This is a genomic window from Lyngbya sp. CCY1209, assembly GCF_055795065.1.
Genome location: NZ_JAYFER010000444.1, coordinates 25,768 through 49,091, shown reverse-complemented (window position 1 = coordinate 49,091; position 23,324 = coordinate 25,768). Strand labels below are relative to the sequence as shown.

Sequence of the window (23,324 nt, the reverse complement as noted above, 5' to 3'; positions counted from 1 at the left end):
ATCCTTCTATTTATCGGTCTGGGGGAAGCAAAATTGGGGGAGGGTGTCGAACCAGATATCGGGTGTGAAGGGGAAGTCGGGGTAGCCCACCCGCAACAGGCACAGACCCCGGGCGGGGGCGGAGGATTTAACGACTTCCCGGCGTTCGTTGACCCAGATATCTTTGAAGTTTTCGAGCGATCGCTCTTGGGTCCCCACCTGTACCAGCAACCCGACGAGGAACCGCATCATCCCATACAGAAATCCGCTGGCTTGGACTTCAATATGGATGAACGAGTCCCGCCGCCAACATCGGACATCCTGGACATCCACCCAGGCGTGGGGCCGACTCGACCCGGCCCGCTGGAAGGCGGACAGGTGGTGGCGTCCCAGCAAGGGTTTCAGGGCTGCGAGGATGAGGGTTTCATCCAGGGGTGCCTGGTAGTAGTGCCAGACGTAGGGCCTGACGAACAGGTTGGGCCGCGCCTCGGTGTACAGGGTATATCGGTAGCGCCGCCACTGGGCGGAAAAGCGGGCGTGCCAGTCGGGGGGAACTTGAGCCGACGCCCGGATCAGCACGTCGTCCGGCAGGCGGCCGTTGAGGATGGTTGCCCAGCGGTAGCCCGGAATGTGGGCGGGGGCGTCGAAGTGGGCGACTTGGGCCGCCGCGTGGACTCCGGCATCGGTGCGTCCCGCCGCGTGGACGGGGACTCGCTCCCGGTTCAAAACCCCCGCGATCGCCGTTTCGATCTCCTCCTGAACCGTCCGCCCGTTGGGTTGGCGCTGCCATCCGTGGAAGTGGGTCCCCCGGTATTGGATGACGATGGCGACGCGCTGCAGGTCGGTCATGGGCAATGGCGGAACGAGCCTAAACCAGTTCGATGATTGCCATTTCCGAGTTGTCCCCCCGGCGGCGCACGGTGCGGACGATGCGGGTATAGCCCCCGTCGCGATCGCCGTAACGATCCTTGGCCCCTTCAAACAGGGCGTGAACCAGTTGTTTGTCATAGATGTAACCCATCGCCCGACGGCGGGACGCCAGGGAGCCGTCCTTGGCGAGGGTGATCATCCGCTCTGCCTCCATCCGCAGGGCTTTCGCCCGGGTTTTGGTGGTGGTGATCCGGCCGTGGCGGATCAGTTCGGTGGTCAGCGATCGCAACAGGGCTTTTCGCTGGTCGGCCGGTTTGCCGAGTTTGGGAATACGACGACGATGACGCATGACAAGTATTTCGATCGGTACTAATGAACTGCTGCAAGTTGGGGGAAATCAGCCCCCGCTCGAATGGCGAGCCTCACTTAGGTTTTTGAGGCCCGCTCCCGGGGCAACGTGATGCCCAGGCGTTTTTGAAGGGCTTCGATCACCTCTTCGGCCGACTTTTGACCGAAATTTTTGATCTCGAGGAGATCTTCTTCGGTGTAATCCCGGAGGTCGGCGACGGAGTTGATCTGCGCTCGTTTCAGGCAGTTGTAGGCCCGAACCGAAAGCTGTAGCTCTTCGATGGGAATTTGACTGGTGGGATCGACATCATCCGTCTGGTCGCTCTTGATGGATTCCAGATTGATATCCTTGAGGGCGCCGAACAGATCCACCAGAATGGCCGCCGCTTGACTGAGGGCCTCCTGCGGTGTCAAACTACCATTAGTCCAGATTTCCAAGGTTAGCCGATCCTTCTCCATCGACCCCCCGTCCCGGGCATCCTCCACGGTGCAGTTCACCTTCCGCACCGGCATGAACACCGAATCAATTTGGAGAAAGTCCAAAGCGCTGGATTCGTCCCGGCCGCGCTCGACGGCTCGATACCCCGTCCCCTTCTCGATCTGGCACTCCATCTCCAGAGTTGACCCCGGAGACAAGGTGGCAATATATTGATTTTTATCGACGACCTCTGCTTCCGAGGGCAAATCGAAGTGACCGGCCGTCACGGTCGCCGGTCCCTGTACCAGGAGCCTTCCGATCTGCTTCTGATAGGAATAACTTTTGAGAACGACCTCTTTCAAATTCAGCAGGATCTCCAGGACATCCTCCCGGACTCCCTCAATCGTTGCAAACTCGTGGTTGACGCCGGCAATTCGGACGGCAGTGATGGCAGCTCCTTCCAAATTGGACAGCAGCACCCGCCTCAGTGCATTTCCAACGGTAATGCCTTGCCCCCGATCCAACGGCCCGAGGACAAATTTGCCATACTGACTGCGGTCAGTATCCATGCTGGATTCAATACACTCAATCTTAAACTGCGCCACCGATTGACCTCCCTTCTCCTGTAACCCCCAAACATTGGAATTGATTCATTAAAAATGAAAAATGAAAAGTCTCGGGGATGCCACTTCTCATTTTTCATGACGTTTACGACTCCATAACAGGACTAAACCCGACGCCGCTTGGGAGGGCGACAGCCATTGTGGGGAATTGGGGTGACATCTCGAATCAGCGTGATTTCCAGTCCGGCGCCCTGCAGGGCTCGGATGGCCGTCTCTCGGCCCGAACCCGGGCCGCTCACCATGACTTCAATTTGGCGCATTCCCTGGTCGCCAGCCCGACGTCCGGCGCTCTCGGCCGCCGTCTGGGCCGCGAAGGGTGTCCCTTTTTTGGCCCCCTTAAAGCCGGTGGAACCGGCGGAAGCCCAGGAGACGACCTCGCCGTTCTGATCGGTAATCGTTACAATTGTGTTGTTAAACGTAGACTGAATGTAAGCCACTCCGTTCGGTACGTTCCGCTTTTGCTTTTTTGCTCCGGTTTTCTTGGTTTGTCGCGCCATAGCTGTCTCTTTAACGATCTCTTTGAGTGAATTCAATGCCCACTGAATTGGAAAATACAGCAGGCGAACGGTTCGGAACCCGGCAAAATTCTATTTCTTGGCCGCGGCTTTCTTCTTGCCGGCCACGGTGCGACGGGTCCCCCGCCGGGTTCGGGCGTTGGTGCGAGTCCGCTGGCCCCGGACGGGCAGGCCCATCCGGTGACGGCGGCCGCGATAGGTGCCGATGTCCATCAGACGTTTGATGTTCATGGCTTCGAGGCGTCGCAGGTCCCCTTCGACCTGGTATTGGGTCTGGACGACGGAACGCAACTCGGCGACTTCCGCATCGCTGAGGTCTTTCACCCGGGTATCGGGGTTGACGCCCGTCTGCGCGAGGATTTCTTTGGACCGAGACAGTCCGATTCCATAGATGTAAGTCAGACCGATTTCAACGCGCTTGTCGCGTGGAAGGTCTACTCCGGCTATCCGTGCCACGTTTTTCTCTCCCTAATAATCGTGCTGTGTCAAAATGAATTACGATGCCGAGTCGTTTCTTTAGAATGGGGCGAGTCAGACGAGTTTCGACGTCTCACTGCCGGCGAGGGGGGACTGACTGGCGGGCCGTGAGCTAACCTCGGCGCAGTCATGAACCTCCTCGGAGCGTGTCGCTGGCGTTCGGCAATTGGGATTCGGTGAAGCGCTGTATTTCCCGCTAATCGGTCTATTCCAGCGAGCAACTGGGGGCTCGACATGGAAAGCTGGATAGAGGGTCGGCCCCCGCTATCCTTGCCTCTGTTTGTGTTTGGGGTTGGAGCAAATCACCATCACCCGGCCGCGGCGGCGAATGATGCGACACTTTTCACACATTTTCCGGACTGATGCTCGAACTTTCATGCGATATAGAGCAACACTACAACAAATTTATAATTATATCACAGACGAGGGCGATCGATCCAGGGTTGAGGTGAATCAACCTGGATGAATTAACAACTTTCCCTGCACCTATTTCTTTTTCAGGCGATATGTGATCCGACCTTTGGTGAGGTCGTAGGGCGTCAATTCGACCTTGACGCGATCGCCCGGCAGAATTTTAATGTAATTGCGGCGGATTTTACCGGAAATGTGGGCAAGTACATTAAATCCGTTATCGAGATCGACCCGAAACATGGCGTTAGGAAGGGACTCGGTGACGGTTCCTTCCATTTCGATCAAGTCTTGTTTGGACAAACTGTTAATTCCTCAATTCGACAGGTGAACGGTCGGGGCGGACTGCTTCAATCTAGCCCGGTAGATTTGGGGATTGGCATCCGGATGCATTTCTTAACAGATCTTATCAAAAATTTAGAGCGAAGCTCTCCCAGAACCATCAATCCTTCGGTGAATCTTCCCCATTGGTCGGCGGGCTAGATGCAGTCGGGGAGGAATGGCAGTCATTCGGGGGCGATCGCCTTTTTCAGGCAGGCCGTCACTTCGTCCATCGAGCGATCGCCGTCCACGTCGTGCAGTTGCCCGCGATCGCTGTAAAACTCGATCAGCGGGGCGGTCTGTTCCCGATACACCTGCAGGCGGCGGCGGATCGTCTCCTCGTTGTCGTCCTGACGGCCGCGGGCCAACAGTCGTTCCACGAGGACATCATCCGGGACATCGAGGTTGATCGCCTGCAATTCGCCCCCCGACGAACTGCCGTCGGAATCCAACAATTTTTCCTCCACAAATTCCGCTTGGGATACGGTGCGGGGGAACCCGTCCAGAATCCAGCCCTTTTGGGCGTCGGGTTCTTTCAACCGCTCCTCGACCATATCCAAAACGAGCTGGTCGGGGACTAAATCGCCCCGGTCCATGTAGGTTTTGGCTTGTTGGCCGAGGGGCGTTTCCCGAGAGACGTTCGCTCTCAAAATGTCTCCGGTGGAAATGTGGGGGATTTGCAGGATTTCGGCGATGCGGGCCGCTTGGGTTCCCTTCCCCGATCCGGGCGGCCCCAAAAAAATCACTTGTTGCACTATCGTTTCACCATTCCTTCATATCTTTGCGAGATGACGTAGGTTTGAACTTGCTTGGCCGTATCGATCGCCACCCCCACCAAAATCAGCAGGGAGGTCGCCCCGAATCCCCGGAACGTCGGCACCCGGGTGGCACTTTCCACCACCGTGGGAATGATCGCCACCATGCCGAGGAAAATCGCCCCCAAAAAGGTGAGGCGATTGAGGACCCGCTCGATATATTCGCTCGTCGCCCGCCCCGGACGGATGCCAGGAATACTTGCCCCCATCTTTTTCAAGTTCTGAGCCATGTCCACGGGGTTCATGATCAGGGAGGCGTAGAAATAGCTGAAGAATAGGATCAGCAGCAAGTAAAAGGCGATGTAGAGCCAGGGAGTCGGACCGCCGGGGCTCAGGTAGGTGGAAATTTGCACCAAGACCGGATTGTTGGCGAACTGGGACAGCGACAACGGCAGGATCAGCACCGCCGAAGCGAAGATGATCGGCATCACCCCGCCCTGGTTCAGACGCAGGGGCAGGTAGCTGGTTTTTTCCCGGTACAGCTTGCGGCCGACCTGGCGGCGGGCTGAAACAATGGGGATGCGGCGGCTTCCCTCCTGAACGAAGACAATGCCGACGATCATCGCCAGGAAGATAGCGAGTAAAATAATCACCCGGCCGACGATGGCGCGATCGCCGCTCTGGGCCAACTCGATGGTGTCGCCCAGCGATCGGGGCAGCACCGCCACGATATTGATAAAAATCAACAGGGAGGCGCCGTTACCGATGCCGCGTTCGGTGATCAGTTCCGACACCCACATCACGAACATCGACCCCGCGGCCAGGGCGAGGACGACTTCAGCCATCACCAAAGCCTGGGGCAGGTTCGGATTTTGGGCGAAGGGACTGACCCAGATAGCGATGCCGATGCTCTGCAAAATCGCCCATCCCAGGGCCACGTAGCGGGTGATTTGGGAGATTTTGCGCCGTCCCGCTTCCCCTTCATTTTTCTGCAAATCTTCCAAACTCGGGAGGGCAGCCGTCATGAGCTGCATGATGATGGAAGCGTTGATATAGGGCAGAATCCCCAGGGCGAAGATCCCCAGGGCCGAAAATCCGCCCCCCGAAAACAGATCCAGAAAACCAATAAAGGGGGTATTTTGGATGTTGGCGGCGAACGCCGCCCGGTCGATCCCGGGGATGGGCAGGTAAACGCCCAAGCGCACCAAAATCAACAGGCCGATGGTCACGAGGATTCGACCCCGCAACCCCGCCGCCTGAGCCATCTGCATGAACGTTTCCTGGGCAGTTGGCGCTTTTTCTCGACTGACGACCATGAAGGACTACCTCTTGAAACACCATTGGGACGGAGAGGGTTAGGCCGACTCCGCCGGTTCCTCTCCACCTGTGTTGTCGGCTCCCAAGACTTCGCAACTCCCCCCGGCCGCTTCGATTTTGGAGCGGGCGCTTTGGGTGAAGGCGGCGGCCTTGACCTGGAGTGCCACGTTCAGTTCGCCGTCTCCCAAAATCTTCAGCGGCCCGCGATCGCTCGTGAGAATTCCCGCTTCGATCAAAGAGGAGAGGGTGACTTCCGTATTGGCATCCAGAGAAGCCAGACGACCCACATTAATCGTAGTGTACTGTTTTCGATTCACCAGGGGGAAGCTTTTGAGCTTCGGCAGGCGTCGGTAGAGGGGGTTTTGTCCGCCCTCGAACCCCGGCCGGGTGCTGCCGCCCGACCGCGACTTCTGACCCCGCATCCCCTTGCCGCAACTGGCTCCTTGGCCGGCGGAAATCCCCCGGCCCAGGCGACGGCGACGGGTTTTTGAGCCCGCTTTGGGCTGGGCATCTTCTAATCTCATGGTTATACTGTCCGCAATTCGTGAGCTGTCAAATTGAGTTCGCAAACCGCTGCGCCACCCCCAGGGGAGGTCAGGCGTAAAGCTGTTCGATGGAGATATCGCGTTCTTTGGCGACCTCCGAGAACGTCCGCAACCCCGACAGGGCGTCAATAGTCGCCCGGGCGTTGTTGAGGGGGTTGCTGGAGCCGAGTTGCTTGGCGAGGACATTTTTCACCCCGGCCAGTTCCAGAACGGTTCGCACCGCTCCCCCGGCAATTACCCCCGTACCGGGAGCTGCCGGCCGCATCATCACCTGGGCGCCGCCGCCCTCGCCGTTGGCGGGGTGGGGGATGGAGTTAGATTTGGTCAGGGGGACTTCGACGACATTCTTACGGCCGTCGGCCACGCCCTTTTTGACGGCACCGATCACGTCTGCGGCCTTGCCGACGCCGACGCCGACCTGGCCTTTTTCGTTGCCGACGATAACGATCGCCCGGAAGCTGAGTTTTTTACCGCCCTTGACCACTTTGGTAACGCGGCGGATTTGGACGACCCGCTCCTGCCATTCCGATTCTTTTTCTTTTGTCCGATTGCCTTTTTTACGGCGCTGTTGTTGCTCTGCCATAATTTGAATTCCTCATGCGGTTTTGGACATCACTCCCCGATCTTTTGAGCGTAACACTTGAGGGGACATTAAAACTCCAAGCCGGCTTCCCGGGCCGCGTCGGCCAGGGCTTTGACGCGGCCGTGGTAGATGTAGCCGCCCCGGTCGAACACCACCCGTGCGATGCCCTGGTCCAGCGATCGCTTGGCGATCAGTTGCCCGACTTTGACAGAGGCGTCGCAGGTCGCCCCCGTTGACCGGTCGGTTTTCAATTCCGGGTCTAAGCTCGACGCGGCCGCCAGGGTGTGCTGCCGGCTGTCGTCGATCACCTGGACGTAGATGTGCTTGTGGGAGCGGAACACAGCCAACCTCGGCCGCTCGGAGGTTCCGTTCACCTTGCGCCGCACCCGGCTGTGGCGGCGCTGACGGGATTCGATACGAGTTCGCTTCATTACTTCTTACCTGCCTTACCAGCTTTACGTCTGACTTGTTCCCCGGCGTAGCGAATGCCTTTGCCTTTGTAGGGTTCCGGCGGCCGAACGGCTCGAATTTTGGCGGCCATGTTGCCGACCACCTCTTTATTAATTCCGCTAACAATCACATTGGTGTTATTTTCGACGGCCACGGTGACGCCCTCCGGCGGTTTCATTTCCACCGGCTTGCTGTAGCCGACGTTTAAAATCAGGTTTTTTCCTTGCACCTGAGCCCGATATCCCACGCCTTGGATTTCCAGGCGCCGTTCAAATCCCTTGGAGACCCCATCGACCATGTTGGCGACCAGGGTGCGGCACAGGCCGTGGCGCTGGCGGGCGACCCGGGATTCGTCCCGGCGCTTGACGAGCAGGGTGTCCCCTTCCTGTTCGAGGATGACTTCGCCGGGGAGTACCCGGGACAGTTCGCCCTGGGGTCCTTTGACGGTGACTTTTTGGCCGTCGAGGGTAAGGGTGACTTTGGGGGGAATCGGAATTGGACGCTTACCAATTCTAGACATAATCCTTTCGTTGATTGTCGGTGAGCAATGGTTGGAGGTTGGGGTGCCGTCCGCCGGGCGGACCGTTACCAAACGTAGCAGAGCACTTCGCCGCCCACGCCCTGACGTCGGGCTTCTCGGTCGGTCATCACCCCCCGGGAGGTGGAAATGATCGCGATGCCGATGCCGCCGAGGACTTTGGGCAGTTCTTTGCGGTTTTTGTACACGCGCAAACCGGGGCGGCTGACCCGCTTGAGTTTGCGAATCGTGGGGGTGCGGGTTTTGGCGTTGTATTTGAGGGAAAGAACCAGAGATTTTTTGATCCCTTCGCCGGTTTCTTCAAAGTTCCCGATGAAGCCTTCATCCCGGAGGACTTTGGCGATGCTGCGGGTCATTTTGGTGGATGGAATTTCGGTCGTTTGATGCCGCGCCATGCAGGAATTTCGGATGCGCGTCAACATATCTGCAATGGTGTCGTTCGTCGCCATAGTTGTCTCGTTGTTGTACTGCCTCAGTTCTCCCGGAAGGGCATTCCCATTTCTTTGAGCAAGGCACGTCCTTCTTCGTCGGTTTCGGCCGTGGTCACGATCGCGATGTCCAGACCCCGAATTTGGTCGATGCTGTCGTAGTCGATTTCTGGGAAGATCAGTTGTTCTTTGACACCCAGGCTGTAGTTGCCGCGGCCGTCAAAACTTTTGGGACTGATGCCCCGAAAGTCGCGGATGCGGGGCAAGGCGAGGTGGATCAGGCGCTCCAGAAAGGAATACATCCGATCGCCCCGGAGCGTGACCATGACGCCGACGGGCATCCCCTGGCGGATTTTGAAGCCGGCGATCGCCTTTTTCGCCCGGGTGACGACCGGTTTTTGTCCCGCGATAATCGCCAGTTCGTTCACCGAGGATTCCAGGGCTTTGGCGTTCTGAGACGCCTCGCCCAGTCCCCGGTTGACCGTGACTTTGACGAGTTTGGGAACCTGATGGATGTTCGCATATTTGAACTGTTCCATCAGTTTCGGGACGATGGTTTCCTGATAAGTTGTTTTGAGTGTCGGGGCCATAGTTACTGTCCTAAATACGTTCCCTGGGCTTGGTCAGGGATAGGAATTGTCAGAAAGACGTTCGATGTCAAAAAAGGGGAATTCGGGGAGTTTTGACCGTCGCCGGTCAGTCGATAATTTCCCCGGTTTTTTTCAGCATCCTCACCTTCCGCCCCTCGTCGGTGAAGGTGTAGGAAACCCGGCTGGCCACTTTTTCTTTGGTGGAATACAGCATCACGTTGGAGCTGTGGATGGGGGCCTCGAAGTTGACGATTTGGCCGGATTCGCCCTCCTGTTGGGGCTTGACGTGCTTGGTTCGCACGTTCACGTCTTTGACCACCACTTTGCTGAGTTTGGGGATGGCGCGGATCACTTCCCCGACCTTCCCCTTGTCCCGTCCGGCGATCACCTGGACGGTATCCCCTTTTTTGACGTGCATTTTGAAGCCCTGGGGTGGGGCCGCTATGCGCTTGCGCTTGGGCATGATTTAGAGTACCTCCGGTGCGAGAGAAACGATTTTGGTGAAATTCTTGTCCCGCAGCTCCCGCGCCACGGGTCCGAATACCCGGGTCCCTCTGGGGTTGCCGTCCGGGTTGATGATGACGGCGGCGTTGTCGTCGAACCGGATGCTCATCCCGCTGTCCCGGCGCAACCCCTGGCGGCTGCGGACGATCACGGCCCGGACGATATCGGACTTTTTGACCGCCATGTTGGGAATCGCATCTTTGACGACAGCGATGATCACGTCACCGATCTTGCCGTAGCGACGATTTCCCCCACCCACGACGCGGATACACATGAGTTTGCGGGCTCCGCTGTTATCCGCAACATTGAGTATGGACTGCTGTTGAATCATGGTGCTCGTTTTGTCAGTTGTTAGGGGACGAAGATAAACAGAAAATGACTTGTCGATTCTGTAATGGTGAGGTGGGTTGGTAGTTACGACGAACCCCTGACATTTACTCGCCGGTTTTGTTGAGAATTTCAATGACATTCCAGCGTTTGGTGCGACTCAGCGGCCGGGTTTCTCGAATCCGGACGCGATCGCCCTCCTGACAAGCATTCTCTTCGTCGTGAACTTTGTACCGCTTGGTCTTCACGACAATTTTTCCATATTTGGGGTGGGGGGAGCGGTTTTCGATGGCAACCACCACCGTTTTTTGCATTTTGTTGCTGACGACTACGCCAACTCGTTCTTTAACTGCCATGATCGTGAGAAATGAGAAATAAAAGTTCGGGTCGAGATGGGACAAACTTGCCCGCGAAATCGGGGTGCAAGTTGCGCTCATTCCGTCGCAGCCGCCGGTGCTTCAGCTTCGAGCTGTCTCTGCCGTTCCACGGTCAGCAATTGAGCCAATCGGTGGCGGGCGTGTCGGATTTCGTGGGGCTTTTCGAGGCGCCCGGTCGCTTTGAGCAGGCGCAGGTTAGCCAGTTCTTTTTTGATGTCCAGAATGGTCTCGGACAGTTCCTCATCTCCGAGCTGTCTGGCATCTTCGATGTTGGGAAGGGGCATGGTTCGTTCCTCAAATTAGGGTCTGGGGTGTGGGGAATGAATTGATAATTGACAATTATTTTTTCTCCCGACTCCCGTAGAAATTTAGGATTGTTCGGTTTCCCGGGCCAGAAACTTGGTTTTGATGGGGAGTTTGAAAGCGGCGAGGCGCATGGCTTCCCGGGCGACATTTTCGGGGACGCCGGCGATTTCAAACATGATGCGTCCGGGTTTGACGACGGCGACCCAATATTCGGGCGCACCTTTACCGGAACCCATCCGGGTTTCGGCGGGGCGCATGGTTACGGGTTTGTCGGGGAAGACGCGAATCCAGATTTTCCCGCCCCGGCGGATGTAGCGGGTCATGGCACGGCGGGCCGCTTCGATTTGCCGGGAGGTGATCCAGGAGGGTTCGAGGGCCTGCAGGGCAAAATCGCCGAAGTTGATCTCGTTGCCGCGAGTCGCCTGACCCCGCATCCGGCCGCGCTGTTGTTTGCGGAATTTTGTTCTTCTCGGACTTAACATGATCGCGTTTGGGGTGGTGGGTGGACAATGTGGTCGGGGTGTGGGTCGGAGTTAAAGGGACTCCAGACTACACTTAAGTCTCGTTCGAGCGGTCGTCGTACTTCTGTCGCCGGGGCTGTCGGCTCCGCCGGGGTTGAGCCGGAGCCGGGGCGGCGGTTTCTTCCTGACCGGGGATGATTTCTCCCTTGAAGATCCACACCTTGACGCCGAGGATGCCGTAAATCGTCAGGGCGGTGCAGTAGGCGTAGTCGATATCCGCCCGCAGGGTGTGCAGGGGCACCCGACCTTCCCGGGTCCACTCGGTACGGGCGATTTCCGCCCCGTTCAGGCGGCCGCTGACCTGGACTTTGATGCCTTCGACGCCGGCTTTTTGGGCGCGGGTGATGGCTTGGCGGACGACGCGGCGGAAGGAGACCCGCTTTTCGAGCTGCTGGGCGATGTACTCGGCGATCAGGGTGGCGTCGGCATCGACGCGGGAGACTTCCACGACGTTGATGCGGATCTGGCGGTTGCTGCCGAGTTCTTTCTGGAGGCCGACGCGCAGGGCTTCGATCCCGGTCCCCCCGCGGCCGACCACGACACCGGGTCGGGCGGTCTGAACTTCCAGGTCGATCTGGTCGGCTTTGCGCTCGATGCGGACATCGGAGATCCCGGCGTTGCTGAGATTTTTTTGGATGTACTGGCGGATGGTGTGGTCTTCTTGCAGGAGTTGGGGATACTGGGAGGTATCCGCAAACCAGCGGGATTTGTGTTCTTGGGTGACGCCGAGGCGAAAACCAATCGGATGTATTTTTTGTCCCATAAGAGCTTAATGATTCGGTCTGTAGTTTGACGGACGGGCGATCCGGCCGAAAATGCTTTCTTTAAGGTTTAAATGCTCGACCCGGCAGGTTTGACGACCCGTTTAGCCGGCATCTTCCATCGGGGCCACCGCCACGGTGATGTGGCAGGTGGGCTTGCGGATCGGGTAGGCTCGACCTTGGGCGCGGGGCCGGTAGCGTTTGAGGCTCGGTCCGGCGTCGGCGAAGGCTTGGGAGACGACCAAATTGGCCGGATCCAAGCCCTGGTTGTGTTCGGCGTTGGCGACGGCCGATCGCAGCACTTTCAGCACGGGGGTGCAGGCGCGGTAGGGCATGAACTCCAGGACGATCAAAGCTTCCCGGTAGCTGCGCCCGCGAATTTGGTCGAGGACCCGCCGGACTTTGTGGGGGGACATTCGGATGTAGCGAGCGATCGCTCGAACTTCTGTAGTGGTATCGACAGCCATATCTGTACTCCTTATCGGCGGGCTTTCTTATCGCTCTTGGCGTGACCTCGGAAGGTGCGGGTGGGGGCGAATTCGCCCAACTTGTGTCCCACCATTTGCTCGTTGATAAAGACGGGGACGTGCTGGCGGCCGTTGTGGACGGCGATCGTGTGGCCGACCATCTGGGGGACGACGGTGGAAGCCCGCGACCAAGTTTTGATCACTTCCTTCTTTTTGTCGGAATTGAGCTTTTCAATTTTTTTGAGCAAGTGGTCGGCAACGAATGGGCCTTTTTTTAGCGATCGAGACATGGTGTGTTCTGAAATTCATGTATGGGGTTGGAACGCTGGCAGACGGCGGGGCGATTCGCGCCGGAACCGCCTCGACCTCCCAAACCGTCTTAGGTCTGACGGCCGCCTTTGCCGCGCTTCGAGGATTTCCGACGGCGGCGCACGATCAAAGCCGTGCTGCGCTTCTTCGGATTTCGGGTCTTGGCACCCAAGGCGGGTTTGCCCCAGGGCGTCACCGGGCCGCTGCGGCCGATGGGAGCCCGTCCCTCACCGCCGCCGTGGGGGTGATCGACGGGGTTCATCACGCTACCCCGGACCGTCGGGCGCTTGCCCAACCACCGATTCCGACCGGCTTTCCCGATGCTGATGTTTCTGGCGTCCACGTTGCCCACCTGGCCAATGGTGGCGTAGCACCGGGCGGGAATTTTCCGCTGTTCCCCGGAGGGCAGTTTCAGGGTGACGTAATCCCCTTCTTTTGCCATCACCTGGGCGCTGGCCCCCGCGGCTCGCACCATCTGTCCCCCTTTGCCGGGAATCATCTCCACGTTGTGGACGCTCGTACCCAGGGGGATCTTGGACAGGGGCAGGGCGTTGCCCACTTCGATGGGGGATTCGGGTCCGGAGACGATGGTGGTGCCGACGGCCAATCCCGCCGGATGCAGGATATAGCGCTTTTCGCCGTCGGTGTAGAACAGCAGGGCGATGCGGGCGTTGCGGTTGGGATCGTATTCGATCTCGGCCACTTTCGCCGGGATGTTGTGCTTGTCGCGCCGGAAATCGATAATTCGATACAGTTTTTTGTGTCCGCCCCCCCGGTGGCGGCAGGTGATCACGCCCCGGTTGTTGCGACCTTTGTTGCGGTGCTTGGAGACGGTCAAGGATTTTTCCGACTCGGCGCGAGTGACCTCTGTAAATTCCGAGACGGTATGTTGGCGGGTACTGGGGGTGTAGGGTCGGTAAGAACGAATTGCCATTTTGGATCGATCCTCTGTCTGTTTCCGTGGAAGTTAGATATTTTGCCTAACCTCCCTATCCTGTTGGGGTTCCGGCTTAAACCTAAACCTCCGGGAAGAGGATTTTTCTCAGGGGTTCCCCATCCTCTAGGGTGACGATCGCTTTCTTGTAACTCGGCTTGTAGCCCGAAAACCGGCCGACACGGCGCTTCCGGCGCGGCGGGTTTTGGGTGTTCACGCTCCGAACTTTGACCTCAAACAGCAGTTCGATCGCCGCTTTGATGGTCGGTTTGTCGGCCCTCGGATCGACATCGAACGTGAACTGGTTGAGCTCCATCTGGATGGTCGCTTTTTCCGTCACGATCGGACGCCGGATCACGTCGGCTAGATCGCGGGTCTTAAATTCAGTCACCATAAACCTCCTGAACTTTCGCAAGGGCATCGGCTGTGGTCACGATTTTGTCAGCCACCAGAACGTCATACACGTTCAAGCTGTCGGCCAGACAAATTCTCATCTTCGCCACGTTGCGACCCGACAGGTAGACGTTTTCTTGTTTTTCGGGCAACACCAGCAGCACTTTCTCTCCGGCGGAGATGCCCCACCGATCTAAAGCTGCCATCAAATCTTTGGTTTTCGGCCGGGGCAGTTGGGTGGCAAAATTTTCCACCACCACCATGTCTTCGGCCCGACTTTGCAGCGCCGTCCGCAGGGCCAGGCGCCGCTCCTTGCGATTCATCTTGATGCCGTAATCTCTGGGCTTGGGGCCGAAGATGATCCCGCCTCCCCGCCACAGCGGAGAACGGATCGAACCGGCTCTGGCCCGTCCGGTCCCTTTTTGCCGCCACGGCTTGCGGCCGCCCCCCCGCACTTCGGCGCGGGTTTTGGTGTTTGCCGTCCCCTGACGCCCATTGTTCATCTGGCGAACCAATGCTCTGTGGACGATGTGGGAGGCGTTTTCTTCTTTTGCAACTTTCAGTTCCAGGGTCGCCTGTCCGACTTCTTCCCCCTGCCAGTTGCGAACGACACAATCAACCATATTTCCCCCTGTTTTCTCTCTACTTGCCACCCACCAGGTTGGCCGGTTTGATATTGAGCAGGCCGCCCGGTTTGCCGGGGATCGAACCCTTAATTAACAGCAAATTCCGTTCTGCATCTACCCGCACGACGGTCAGCTTCCGGGTGGTAATCTGCTTGCCGCCGTAGCGGCCCGCCATTTTCTTGCCGGGGTAAACGCGGCCTGGGGTGGTTCCGGGTCCGATGGAACCGGGGAGGCGATGGTTTTTGGAGCCGTGGGCCATCGGTCCGCGCCGGAAGTTATTGCGTTTCTGGTTGCCCGCAAAACCGCGACCCATGCTGATGCCGGTCACGTCCACCAGTTGGCCGGGCTCGAAGCGATCGACTTTGATTTCGCCGCCGAGCTCGAAGCTGTCGCTGCTCTCGACCCGATATTCTTTCAGGTGGCGAACCATCGGACTGCTGGATTTCGCCAGGTGCCCCTGTTCGGCGCTGCTGAGGTATTTGTTGACCTCTTTATCGGGCGATTTTTTGCTGTTGAGCTTGCGGGTTTTGTTGGGAACTTCGCCGTAACCGACCTGGATGGCGGTGTAGCCGTCCGTCGCTTCGGTTTTGACTTGGGTGATGGGGCATGGCCCGGCTTGAACGACCGTCACCGGAATTGCCTTTCCGCTTTCGGCGTCAAATATCTGAGTCATGCCGAGCTTGGTGCCGAGGATACCTACAGACACTTAAACTAGCCTCTCTTTTCTACGCATTACAATAGGGCGGGATTTCCCGTAACGGTTAATCCGCCAAACTGACGATGCTCGGGGCATCATCAAATTGAGTTCCCCGGGTTCGGGGCAGGCATACCGATCGCCTCTTCCGGTTTTGCCCCCCGGTTGGGGAGGCGGGTTGACCTGGAAGGCTTTCAGGCTATCAACTTGTTTAAGCTGTTCCAAGACTGAGGAATGGTCCTCAGTGCTGCCCGGATGTCGCTCGGACTTGAGTAGGGTTCTACTCAGTATCCTTTTCGGCGGCTGCGGTCAAACGGTTTTGAGGCTTGACCGACCTGACTGCTGGCGCGCTACAATTGGGCGAAGCTTTGGCAGCTTTGAACAATCGACGGGATTCGGGAGTGGAGTGGCGACGATAGAACCGCCGGTTCCTGGCAAATCCTAAGAGTTAGCCATCCCCATACCAGCAGTCGCCTGCGTTTTGACGACGATTTTTTATCATATGTTAAATGTGGGGTTTCGTCAAGCCCGGTTCCGACATTTTTGGGAAGCGGATCGGCATCCAGGAGGTTTTGGCCGGTGATGGAGTAGCCGAAAGACTTGCTGGATAAGGGTTTTAGGCGATAGTGACTGCCTTTGTCCAGGGGGCGGGGGGGATTCTTCAGTTTAATTGTGGCTGAAAAATCCCCCATTATCCCCCTTTGTAAGGGGGAATTTTAACTCAATTCTATTTCTGCGAAGGTGGTACATCGTCGCAGAACGGACGGGTGGGTTTGGGGGGTGTTTTCGCCGTCGCGATCAATCCAGATGGCGGGAATTCCGGCGGCTTTCGCCCCTTCGCAGTCGGCTTTTAAGCTGTCGCCGATGTGGAGGACTTCCGAGGGGGAAATGCCGTGTTTTTTGAGGGCGATCGCGAATATTTTCGGGTCGGGTTTGGCGGCTCCGACTGCGGTGGAGATGGTGACGCGGGAGAAATGGGGGGCGAGTTCCAGGGCTTCCAATAGGGGATAAAGTCGGGAGTCAAAGTTAGATAATACGGCGAGTTCGATGTCGCGATCGCGCCATTTTTTTAGAGCTGGAATGACATCGGGATAAACGAACCAAGGCTTGGCGGTGGCAAATTCTTCGTAAAGATCGACGAAAAACTCGGAAAAATCTGCGAACTGGTCGAAGGCTTCTACCGCTTTGAAACTGCGGGCGGCGACATCGAGCCACCATTCAAACTCCAACCGGGGAATATCGTCGGGGTCGGCGTCGGGAAAGGCCATCGGGGGGGCGGTGGAGAAGGCGTGGAAGAAGGCCCGGTTGAGGGGTTTGGCGGGGACATCCACGCCCCACTGTCTGGCGATGTTTCCGTAGATTTCCCCCACGCTATCCCGGAGGCCGAATAGGGTTCCGACGGCATCGAGGAAGATCAGTTTGGGGCTGGGGATCATATCGTCTGTCGGGTTCATGTTGTCGGTTTCGTTTGCCGTTCAGAAGTTCGAGGAACTGCCGTTATTTTAGCAGGCGATCGCCCCGATGTTCCGGTCGGGATGGATGAGTGTTTTCCCCGCCGCCATCAAAGCGATCGAATTGTTAAAAGATGTGGATTTCCGGGCCGAGCCGTGATAGGATTATATCGCGCCAGAATCGAATCGGTGTTTGAGTTCATAAAAAACGGATAGAAATCTGGCGGATTCTGCACCGCCAGGGAGCGCCAGAATCTTCATTAAGAAGAACATGAAAACAGCAGTTATTCTGATTTGTCAAGCTAGAATTTTATCGGACTTATATGATGGTTTGGGGTTATGACTGGTGATTCTCAGGCTGCGGCGACTCAACCGGCCAATAGCTTTGTCGTCCAACAGTGGATCGGACGGGGCATCGAGCTCCAGAATGCCGGCAAATTCCGGGATGCCTTATCTTGCTTTGTTCGGGCTTTGGAATTAAATCCCGACCAGATGGATGTTTGGTATAAGGTGGGGGTATGTTGGCAGAGTTTGGGTCATTTTGAAGATGCGATCGCGTCCTACAAGACCTGTTATCAACGCTCCCAAACTCGACAGCATCTCTGGTTTCAGGGGGCATCCCAATTGTGTTTGGGGCAGTGTTACTTCCATTTGCAGCAACCGGACTCTGCGGTTTCCGCTTATTCTTTGGCCTATCAGTTATTCAGTCAATTGGAAAATCATCCCCAAACTCGGCAGGCGTGGGATTCTCTGAGTGTGATCGGCAATAATTTTTTGAATAACAAAAAGTTTCAGGAGGCAACTTTATTTTATCAAAAGTTGCTGAAAATTGTCAAAACCACTCGAGATCGTCGCAAGTTGGGCTGGGTTTGGCACGGTTTAGGTCGAGGATTTTCCGGGGAGGGTCTGGATGAGTTGGCCGGGGAATGTCATCGGCAGATGTTGGAGATTTCCCGGGAGTTGTCGGATTGTCAAATGGAGGGGACTGCTTTGTATTGGTCGGCTTGGGGAAGCTGGAAACGGGGAAAATTGGCGGATGCGATCGCTGATTACGAACGGGCGATCGCGGTTTGTGATCAATGGGAAGAGGGCAAAACGTGGATCGCCGTCATTTTAGAATATTTGGAGAATTTATATCAAAAAACAGAAAATTTTGAGAAGGCGATCGCGGTTTTAGAAAGGCGGTTAGCGATCGTCAGAGAGGGTCGGGACAAGCGGGGTGAGTTCAAACTTTTGGAGCAAATTGCGGGGTTATATTATCACCAACTCAAGGATTACCGTCGGGCTTTTGATTCTTATCACTCGGCTTTGGAAGTGGCACAGGGTTGGGCGGAAAGGCGGCGCTGGGATGAAGCCAAAACTTATTTTATGTTAGGGTTGACCTGCCAACATTTGAACCGCTTCGATGGGGCGCTGTCGAATTATCGAGAAGCGTCGAAACTGTATGCCGAGTTGGGTCATCAAGGAGGGGTCGATTCGAGTCGCCGGCGAATTCTGGAATTGGAAGATATCGTGGCTTCTCGTTCGTCGGGTTTTCTGTCTAAAACCGATCCCCAGCTCGAGTTTTTATTGAATGTTTTGAAAGGGACGGAAGAGGGCGGAGGTGTCCCCGAAGCGATCGAGCTGTCGGATGGGCAGTTGAGGGAAAGCTGACGGCTCAAAGCCGAGTGTCGAGCGCTATAAAAGGAGACTGCGGGGCGACAAGGGGCCCCTTGTCGCCCCGCAGTTTCAACTATACCGATCGCGTCGGCCGATGTTCTTCGTACCAATTCAGGAGAACCCGGGCCAGTCGTTGGGGATGGTGGCGGACGGCGCCGGTTTTTTCATCCTCCTGCATAACATTGGCCGCGATCGCGGAGCATCCGAGTTCTTCGACCTCCTCGCGGTCGAAATAGACGGGGTGAATATTGTCTTGGGCGTAATGCATCAGCGATCGCGCCGAAGGGCTGCCGCGCTGCACCAAAACCGCATCAAATAGGGAGCCGCCGCAGGCGTCGTGGAGGGTGCGAAGGTGTTCGGCGACCGTATATCCGTCCGTTTCGCCCGGTTCCGTCATGATATTGCAGACGTAGACGCGCAGGGCCTTGGCCGAGGCGATGGCATCTCGAATTTCGGGGGCGGTCAGATTCGGAATCAAATGGGTGTGCAAACTTCCCGGACCGACAACAATACAGTCAGCTTCTTGAATCGCCCGCACCAATTCTGACCGCATGGAATCCCGGATACACTCGCCCCCGTTGAGGCAGGGGAGCGACTCGGATGAGGCCACCCAAGACGGGTAATTCGCCGGAGTCCCCGGACATGGAGGTGTGGATTTCTCGGCGACCGACACTGCGGACGACCGGGGCATCCCCGTGCCGACCGTTTGAAATAAATTGACCGAGTTTTGCAGGAGGCGATTGGGTCCCGAAAACGAATCGGGCCAGAGGGAGAAAAGCGGATGCTTGCTGTTGAAGGACTCAGATTGTTTCCCCCCCGCCGTCAAGTCGATGGTGGCGGTGATAGTGGCGCGATAAGATTTCAAACCTCGCGAGATGCCGGACAACCCTTTTCCGCCTCCGATGAGGACGACTTTGGGAGAGGGCTGGGAAGAAAGGGACTCCAGGCGGCGATCGCGGGACACGACGGCCGCTCCGGCGAGCAGGTCGGTCATGGAAGTCGCCGCCCGCACCTGCCCCCAGATCGTCAAAAACAGGCCCAGGAAGACCGCGATCGCGCCGGCGGCGGGGCCGGGTAATACCCGGACGACATTCTGAAGGCAAACCGCCAACTGTTGCCAATCCATCGAGATGCGAGTCAGGCAAATTCCCAGACCCAAACCGATCAATAGAATTCCGATACCGCTGACCAGCAACCACCGCTTGAAAAATCGCCCGGGCAGCAGCCACTTGAACCAGAAAACAGATTCCCAATTGCGAGAACTCGCGCTTCCCGGAACTAGATAGCCGAGCCGACTGGTAAATTCGGCCGGGTGTTTGACGAAACCCATGATTGAACCTCCAAACTTCATGAAAAATACCCTAAACTGATAGAGTGAGTGGGAAGTCCACCCTTGGAAATCGAGATTTTTATCTGCTAGGAAGAAAGTTCCCGTCGGACAGTAGAAAGTAAATATTCTAACCAATAGTGGGCGATATTTACATCAGAAGCTTCCACCGTGATCCCCAATTTAGGTTCCGATTTTGCGGTCACTTGAACGATGACGCGCCCTTGATTTCCCATGGCAATTTCTGCCTTTTCGATCGCCCGTCGTAAGGACTCGCATTCCCACCAAATGAGCAGGCGATCGCAGTGTTTAACGGACACCGTCTGCCTCCGTTGGGGATACAGTTGAAAGCTCTCCCGTTTCAGTCGAGCCAGGGACATTCCGGCTTCTCGGGTCAGGGCGGCCAAATGCAGGGCACTGAGCACGCTGTCCCCCGTTCCGCCGTAGTGCCGGCAGAAAATGGAACCGGACGGGTCGCCGCCCAAAATCGCCCCCAACCGCAGCATTTCTTGGTGGATGTGGGACTCGTCGCCCCGAATCCGCACCAAGCGTCCCCCAGAGACGGCCCAGGCCCGTTCAAAGGCCAAGTTCGCCATCGGGTTGGAGACGACCGTCCGATTCGGAAGTTGCCCCCGCCGTTTCAGGGCCGTCCCCCACAAATAGAGGATGTGGTTGCCATCGACGATTTCCCCCCGGTCGTCCATCGCCAAAACCCGTCCGGCATCGCCGTTGAAGGCGAACCCCAGATCGGCCTGGTGCTCCAAAACGGCTCGCCGCAGCAGGTCGGGAGAGTTAAAACCGCAATCGATATTGATGCGATGGCCGTCGGGTTGGTCGTGGAGGCGGATGACCTGTGCCCCCCAGGACTCGAAGAGGGGGGGGACGAGGTGGGCGGCTGCCCCCCACGCCAAATCTAGGACAATTCGCATTCCGCACAAATCTGTCAGAGGTCTCGAATCCTGTAAAAATTGGCGGTAGTGTTCGAGCCACTCCGTCCGGTGGTACTGCCGCCCCCAGCGGTAGGAGTCGAGGCGATCGCACCCCATGAGATCGCCCTTTCCCCGCACCCCCGCTTCGATTTGGTAGTGGAGACTCGGAGAAATGGGCATCCCGTCCGCGCCGAGTATTTTGATGCCGTTTTGGTCGGGGGCACTCTCGTCGGCGGAAATCATCACGCCGCCGACGGCCCCGGTGGTCGCACTCAGGTGGGACACCGCCGGGGCCGGACACAGTCCCAGATGCCACACTTCCAAACCGGTTGCCGCCAAACCGGCGGAGAAGGACATGGCCAACAGATTGCTCGACGGCCGGGAATCCTGGCCGAGAATCACGGGGCCGGGACGGGAGGTGGAGGCTTGCAGCACTTGCCCACTCCAATACCCGATCTGGAGGGCCAGGGACGGGTTGAGAAATTCTCCCACCCGTCCGCGAAAGTCAGTGGCACCAAATTGAGGGGGTTGGGGTAAGGACTGCGAACTCCACGCCCGGTCAGGGAAAGTTTTTGAATTGAAAGGAGAATTGGAAGATGGCAACGCAACCATGTTTACGATCATTGAACACCATAGGACTCGAGCCGACAGAGTTTGAATGGATTGAAAATCCCAAATCTCGGTCAATTCAAATAAAAGATTGGGATTTTTGAGATGATCAATAGGGAGAGATGGGAGAGTTATAACAACCCTCTTTGATGAGAAGAGGCGGGAATTACGAAGTCGCAGACTCCGTCAGACATCGACGAATTCAAGGGGGAGAGAGGGGCGATCGCCCCTCGGGTTCGGACTGTAACGCTCACATTTGTCGATGGGAGTCGCGAGTTAGTCTCGCTCATTCGAGCTGAAAAAATTTTTTTAAAGTCATTTGTTTCCATGCACCCGGCGCAAATTTTGCCGATTAAAATATTTTTCTAGCTAACATGGAACCTTCTTATTTCTGGGATGTCAAGGAATTTCCAGCCAATTTACCAATTCTTTAACAACTCGGACGGCGTGCTTTACCTGAGAGGAGCTTATTTAAAGCGGGGCCGGTGATCGCCCCATTTTGATGCCGAGCAACTGGAACACACAATTGAGAAATCACGGTCGGGCCAAAACTTCTGTCGCCGATCGCACAATTGACGGGTGCGGAGATGGGAAAAGCGCCCGTCGGGGGGAGTTGACTTGACTGCTGATTGGGGGGGAATCTCAAATCTCAAATCTCAAATCTCAAATTCCCACATTCAGCGATCGCCGAACACTTCCGGCTCGATCCCGACCCACCATTCTCCCAAATTCATCAATTCTTCGTGCAAAGCGGACAATTCCCGGACGTACTCCGACTCCGATAACTCGGACCGCCGCTCCCGGAGTTTTTTGAGGCGCAATTGTACCAGGAGCCACGGTTTAGAAATGCCGTCGGTGGCTTCGATGTAGCGGGCGAGATCTCGAGAATCCATAAGAGTCTGCGTCTACGACAAAACAGCCACGATGACCGTGACTGTCCGTTGAAACTTGAGTGGCGGATGTCCACTCAAGCCATCAAAATGGGCAAATTATAGCCAGATTGTCACCAATTTTAGCTGGCGGATGCGAGATTTTCGGCGACGAAATCCCAGTTGACCAGGTTATTCATGAAGTTGTCGATGAAACCGGGCCGGGCATTTTGGAAGTCGAGGTAGTAGGCGTGTTCCCAAACATCCAAAGTCAGCAGGGGGGTTTTGCCTTCGACGATGGGGTTGACCGCGTTGGGGGTCTTCATCACTTTCAGGGTGCCGTTGTCGAGGACCAACCAGGCCCAACCGCTGCCGAACTGGGTAGCCGCCGCATTCTTGAACTCTTCGGCAAATTTGTCGAAGCTGCCGAAGTCGGCGTTAATTTTGTCGGCCAGGGCGCCGGTGGGTTGGCCGCCGCCGCCGGCTTTCATGCACTTCCAGAAAAAGCTGTGGTTCCACACCTGGGCGGCGTTGTTGAACACGCCGGACTTGGAGGAATCGTTGTAGGTCGCCTTGATAATCTCTTCGAGGGACATATTTGCCATGTCCGTGCCTTCGATCGCCGCGTTGAGTTTGCTGACGTAGGCGGCGTGGTGCTTGTCGTGGTGGTACGACAGGGTGTCGGCAGACATCTTGTCGGACGCGAGAGCGTCTTTGGAATAGGGTAAATCGGGAAGTTCAAAAGCCATCGTGTTTGCTCCTCTCTAAATTGCTTCGGACGATCGCCCTTGCCCGGGGGCAAAGTTGATCACCGATCTCAATAAAACTTTACAATATTCTCATCATATACCACCAGAGGTTGTCAAAACAACTTTTTTTGAGCCAATTTTCGATTAAAATCCCCCGGATCGAAATCATTTCCCAGACCGCAGGTCTTGACAAAAAACATTGGATATGATAAGAAGCGGGTCTAGTTAAGCCCATTATCCGGAAGGTTCGTCTCGGCGTCGTCTATCTCAAGAGAGAGCCTAGCAGAAGATCAATCCCCGATCGCGGTTGACGGGCGATCGGAGTCCGAAACCGTCGAAATTCTCGC

General features: G+C 56.7%; 33 protein-coding genes. 1 reads left to right on the top strand and 32 read right to left on the bottom strand.

Annotated features, from left to right (window positions below):
• Positions 1 to 6: 6 nt before the first annotated feature.
• From truA to AC0QHF_RS13795, 28 genes are all read right to left on the bottom strand, one after another.
• Entirely contained in the window at positions 7 to 828 is an 822-nt protein-coding gene (gene truA / locus AC0QHF_RS13930; protein WP_324704823.1) for a tRNA pseudouridine(38-40) synthase TruA, read from the bottom strand.
• 19 nt (positions 829 to 847) lie between these two features.
• Complete coding sequence (gene rplQ / locus AC0QHF_RS13925) at positions 848 to 1,198, bottom strand: 50S ribosomal protein L17 (protein ID WP_324704822.1); 351 nt, start codon at positions 1,196 to 1,198, stop codon at positions 848 to 850.
• A gap of 77 nt (positions 1,199 to 1,275) precedes the next feature.
• Positions 1,276 to 2,220: a DNA-directed RNA polymerase subunit alpha gene (locus AC0QHF_RS13920; RefSeq protein ID WP_324704821.1), complete on the bottom strand. Its 945-nt coding sequence runs from the start codon at positions 2,218 to 2,220 to the stop codon at positions 1,276 to 1,278.
• A 122-nt stretch (positions 2,221 to 2,342) separates the two neighbouring features.
• Complete coding sequence (rpsK, locus tag AC0QHF_RS13915; protein WP_324704820.1) at positions 2,343 to 2,735, bottom strand: 30S ribosomal protein S11; 393 nt, start codon at positions 2,733 to 2,735, stop codon at positions 2,343 to 2,345.
• 90 nt (positions 2,736 to 2,825) lie between these two features.
• Positions 2,826 to 3,209: a 30S ribosomal protein S13 gene (gene rpsM, locus AC0QHF_RS13910; protein ID WP_324704819.1), complete on the bottom strand. Its 384-nt coding sequence runs from the start codon at positions 3,207 to 3,209 to the stop codon at positions 2,826 to 2,828.
• 285 nt (positions 3,210 to 3,494) lie between these two features.
• The gene (rpmJ, locus tag AC0QHF_RS13905) at positions 3,495 to 3,608 is read right to left on the bottom strand and encodes a 50S ribosomal protein L36 (RefSeq protein ID WP_324704818.1); all 114 of its coding nucleotides are present in this window, start codon (positions 3,606 to 3,608) and stop codon (positions 3,495 to 3,497) included.
• A 108-nt stretch (positions 3,609 to 3,716) separates the two neighbouring features.
• Complete coding sequence (gene infA, locus AC0QHF_RS13900) at positions 3,717 to 3,941, bottom strand: translation initiation factor IF-1 (protein ID WP_009782729.1); 225 nt, start codon at positions 3,939 to 3,941, stop codon at positions 3,717 to 3,719.
• 203 nt (positions 3,942 to 4,144) lie between these two features.
• A complete protein-coding gene (locus tag AC0QHF_RS13895; protein ID WP_324704817.1) occupies positions 4,145 to 4,714 on the bottom strand; it encodes an adenylate kinase in 570 nt (189 codons plus the stop codon).
• The gene (secY, locus tag AC0QHF_RS13890) at positions 4,714 to 6,030 is read right to left on the bottom strand and encodes a preprotein translocase subunit SecY (RefSeq protein ID WP_324704816.1); all 1,317 of its coding nucleotides are present in this window, start codon (positions 6,028 to 6,030) and stop codon (positions 4,714 to 4,716) included. The genes AC0QHF_RS13895 and secY overlap by 1 nt, the downstream gene beginning before the upstream one ends.
• Before the next feature lie 39 nt (positions 6,031 to 6,069).
• Positions 6,070 to 6,555: a 50S ribosomal protein L15 gene (rplO, locus tag AC0QHF_RS13885; RefSeq protein WP_324704815.1), complete on the bottom strand. Its 486-nt coding sequence runs from the start codon at positions 6,553 to 6,555 to the stop codon at positions 6,070 to 6,072.
• Between the two features lie 70 nt (positions 6,556 to 6,625).
• Positions 6,626 to 7,159 carry a 30S ribosomal protein S5 gene (gene rpsE / locus AC0QHF_RS13880; protein ID WP_324704814.1) on the bottom strand — a complete coding sequence of 178 codons (534 nt, stop codon included), beginning with the start codon at positions 7,157 to 7,159 and terminating at the stop codon, positions 6,626 to 6,628.
• Between the two features lie 68 nt (positions 7,160 to 7,227).
• Positions 7,228 to 7,590 (bottom strand): 50S ribosomal protein L18, encoded by a 363-nt coding sequence (gene rplR / locus AC0QHF_RS13875; protein WP_324704813.1) that lies wholly within the window; start codon positions 7,588 to 7,590, stop codon positions 7,228 to 7,230.
• Positions 7,590 to 8,129: a 50S ribosomal protein L6 gene (gene rplF / locus AC0QHF_RS13870; RefSeq protein ID WP_324704812.1), complete on the bottom strand. Its 540-nt coding sequence runs from the start codon at positions 8,127 to 8,129 to the stop codon at positions 7,590 to 7,592. Before rplF ends, rplR begins: the two co-directional genes overlap by 1 nt.
• A 65-nt stretch (positions 8,130 to 8,194) precedes the next feature.
• Complete coding sequence (gene rpsH, locus AC0QHF_RS13865) at positions 8,195 to 8,596, bottom strand: 30S ribosomal protein S8 (protein ID WP_324704811.1); 402 nt, start codon at positions 8,594 to 8,596, stop codon at positions 8,195 to 8,197.
• Between the two features lie 23 nt (positions 8,597 to 8,619).
• Positions 8,620 to 9,165, bottom strand: a complete 546-nt coding sequence (gene rplE, locus AC0QHF_RS13860; RefSeq protein WP_324704810.1) for a 50S ribosomal protein L5 — start codon at positions 9,163 to 9,165, stop codon at positions 8,620 to 8,622.
• Between the two features lie 106 nt (positions 9,166 to 9,271).
• Entirely contained in the window at positions 9,272 to 9,628 is a 357-nt protein-coding gene (gene rplX / locus AC0QHF_RS13855; RefSeq protein ID WP_324704809.1) for a 50S ribosomal protein L24, read from the bottom strand.
• Between the two features lie 3 nt (positions 9,629 to 9,631).
• Positions 9,632 to 10,000: a 50S ribosomal protein L14 gene (rplN, locus tag AC0QHF_RS13850; RefSeq protein ID WP_324704808.1), complete on the bottom strand. Its 369-nt coding sequence runs from the start codon at positions 9,998 to 10,000 to the stop codon at positions 9,632 to 9,634.
• Positions 10,001 to 10,103: 103 nt separating this feature from the next.
• Positions 10,104 to 10,352, bottom strand: coding sequence for a 30S ribosomal protein S17 (gene rpsQ / locus AC0QHF_RS13845; RefSeq protein WP_324704807.1), 249 nt, complete (start codon positions 10,350 to 10,352; stop codon positions 10,104 to 10,106).
• A 77-nt stretch (positions 10,353 to 10,429) separates the two neighbouring features.
• Complete coding sequence (gene rpmC / locus AC0QHF_RS13840; protein WP_324704806.1) at positions 10,430 to 10,657, bottom strand: 50S ribosomal protein L29; 228 nt, start codon at positions 10,655 to 10,657, stop codon at positions 10,430 to 10,432.
• Positions 10,658 to 10,741: 84 nt separating this feature from the next.
• Positions 10,742 to 11,161, bottom strand: a complete 420-nt coding sequence (gene rplP, locus AC0QHF_RS13835; RefSeq protein WP_324704805.1) for a 50S ribosomal protein L16 — start codon at positions 11,159 to 11,161, stop codon at positions 10,742 to 10,744.
• A 73-nt stretch (positions 11,162 to 11,234) separates the two neighbouring features.
• Positions 11,235 to 11,963, bottom strand: a complete 729-nt coding sequence (gene rpsC / locus AC0QHF_RS13830) for a 30S ribosomal protein S3 (RefSeq protein WP_324704804.1) — start codon at positions 11,961 to 11,963, stop codon at positions 11,235 to 11,237.
• Between the two features lie 102 nt (positions 11,964 to 12,065).
• Positions 12,066 to 12,428: a 50S ribosomal protein L22 gene (gene rplV / locus AC0QHF_RS13825; protein ID WP_324704803.1), complete on the bottom strand. Its 363-nt coding sequence runs from the start codon at positions 12,426 to 12,428 to the stop codon at positions 12,066 to 12,068.
• Positions 12,429 to 12,439: 11 nt separating this feature from the next.
• Complete coding sequence (rpsS, locus tag AC0QHF_RS13820) at positions 12,440 to 12,718, bottom strand: 30S ribosomal protein S19 (protein ID WP_324704802.1); 279 nt, start codon at positions 12,716 to 12,718, stop codon at positions 12,440 to 12,442.
• Between the two features lie 89 nt (positions 12,719 to 12,807).
• Positions 12,808 to 13,671: a 50S ribosomal protein L2 gene (gene rplB / locus AC0QHF_RS13815; RefSeq protein WP_324704801.1), complete on the bottom strand. Its 864-nt coding sequence runs from the start codon at positions 13,669 to 13,671 to the stop codon at positions 12,808 to 12,810.
• A gap of 82 nt (positions 13,672 to 13,753) precedes the next feature.
• Positions 13,754 to 14,065 (bottom strand): 50S ribosomal protein L23, encoded by a 312-nt coding sequence (locus AC0QHF_RS13810; protein WP_324704800.1) that lies wholly within the window; start codon positions 14,063 to 14,065, stop codon positions 13,754 to 13,756.
• Positions 14,055 to 14,687, bottom strand: coding sequence for a 50S ribosomal protein L4 (gene rplD / locus AC0QHF_RS13805; protein WP_324704799.1), 633 nt, complete (start codon positions 14,685 to 14,687; stop codon positions 14,055 to 14,057). The genes AC0QHF_RS13810 and rplD overlap by 11 nt, the downstream gene beginning before the upstream one ends.
• A 19-nt stretch (positions 14,688 to 14,706) precedes the next feature.
• The gene (gene rplC / locus AC0QHF_RS13800; protein ID WP_324704798.1) at positions 14,707 to 15,396 is read right to left on the bottom strand and encodes a 50S ribosomal protein L3; all 690 of its coding nucleotides are present in this window, start codon (positions 15,394 to 15,396) and stop codon (positions 14,707 to 14,709) included.
• Between the two features lie 704 nt (positions 15,397 to 16,100).
• A complete protein-coding gene (locus AC0QHF_RS13795) occupies positions 16,101 to 16,838 on the bottom strand; it encodes an HAD-IA family hydrolase (RefSeq protein WP_324704797.1) in 738 nt (245 codons plus the stop codon).
• A gap of 336 nt (positions 16,839 to 17,174) precedes the next feature.
• On the opposite strand from AC0QHF_RS13795, the gene AC0QHF_RS13790 reads away from it, so the two are divergent.
• Positions 17,175 to 18,488: a tetratricopeptide repeat protein gene (locus AC0QHF_RS13790; protein ID WP_324704796.1), complete on the top strand. Its 1,314-nt coding sequence runs from the start codon at positions 17,175 to 17,177 to the stop codon at positions 18,486 to 18,488.
• A gap of 79 nt (positions 18,489 to 18,567) precedes the next feature.
• Here AC0QHF_RS13790 and AC0QHF_RS13785 read toward each other — a convergent pair whose 3' ends face one another.
• The 4 genes from AC0QHF_RS13785 to AC0QHF_RS13770 form a co-directional block, all read right to left on the bottom strand.
• Positions 18,568 to 19,824 (bottom strand): gluconeogenesis factor YvcK family protein, encoded by a 1,257-nt coding sequence (locus AC0QHF_RS13785; protein WP_324704795.1) that lies wholly within the window; start codon positions 19,822 to 19,824, stop codon positions 18,568 to 18,570.
• Between the two features lie 86 nt (positions 19,825 to 19,910).
• A complete protein-coding gene (locus AC0QHF_RS13780) occupies positions 19,911 to 21,362 on the bottom strand; it encodes a phosphohexomutase domain-containing protein (RefSeq protein WP_324704834.1) in 1,452 nt (483 codons plus the stop codon).
• Positions 21,363 to 22,036: 674 nt separating this feature from the next.
• The gene (locus AC0QHF_RS13775) at positions 22,037 to 22,252 is read right to left on the bottom strand and encodes a hypothetical protein (protein ID WP_324704794.1); all 216 of its coding nucleotides are present in this window, start codon (positions 22,250 to 22,252) and stop codon (positions 22,037 to 22,039) included.
• Positions 22,253 to 22,371: 119 nt separating this feature from the next.
• Positions 22,372 to 22,977, bottom strand: a complete 606-nt coding sequence (locus tag AC0QHF_RS13770) for a superoxide dismutase (RefSeq protein WP_324704793.1) — start codon at positions 22,975 to 22,977, stop codon at positions 22,372 to 22,374.
• Between the last annotated feature and the right edge of the window lie 347 nt (positions 22,978 to 23,324).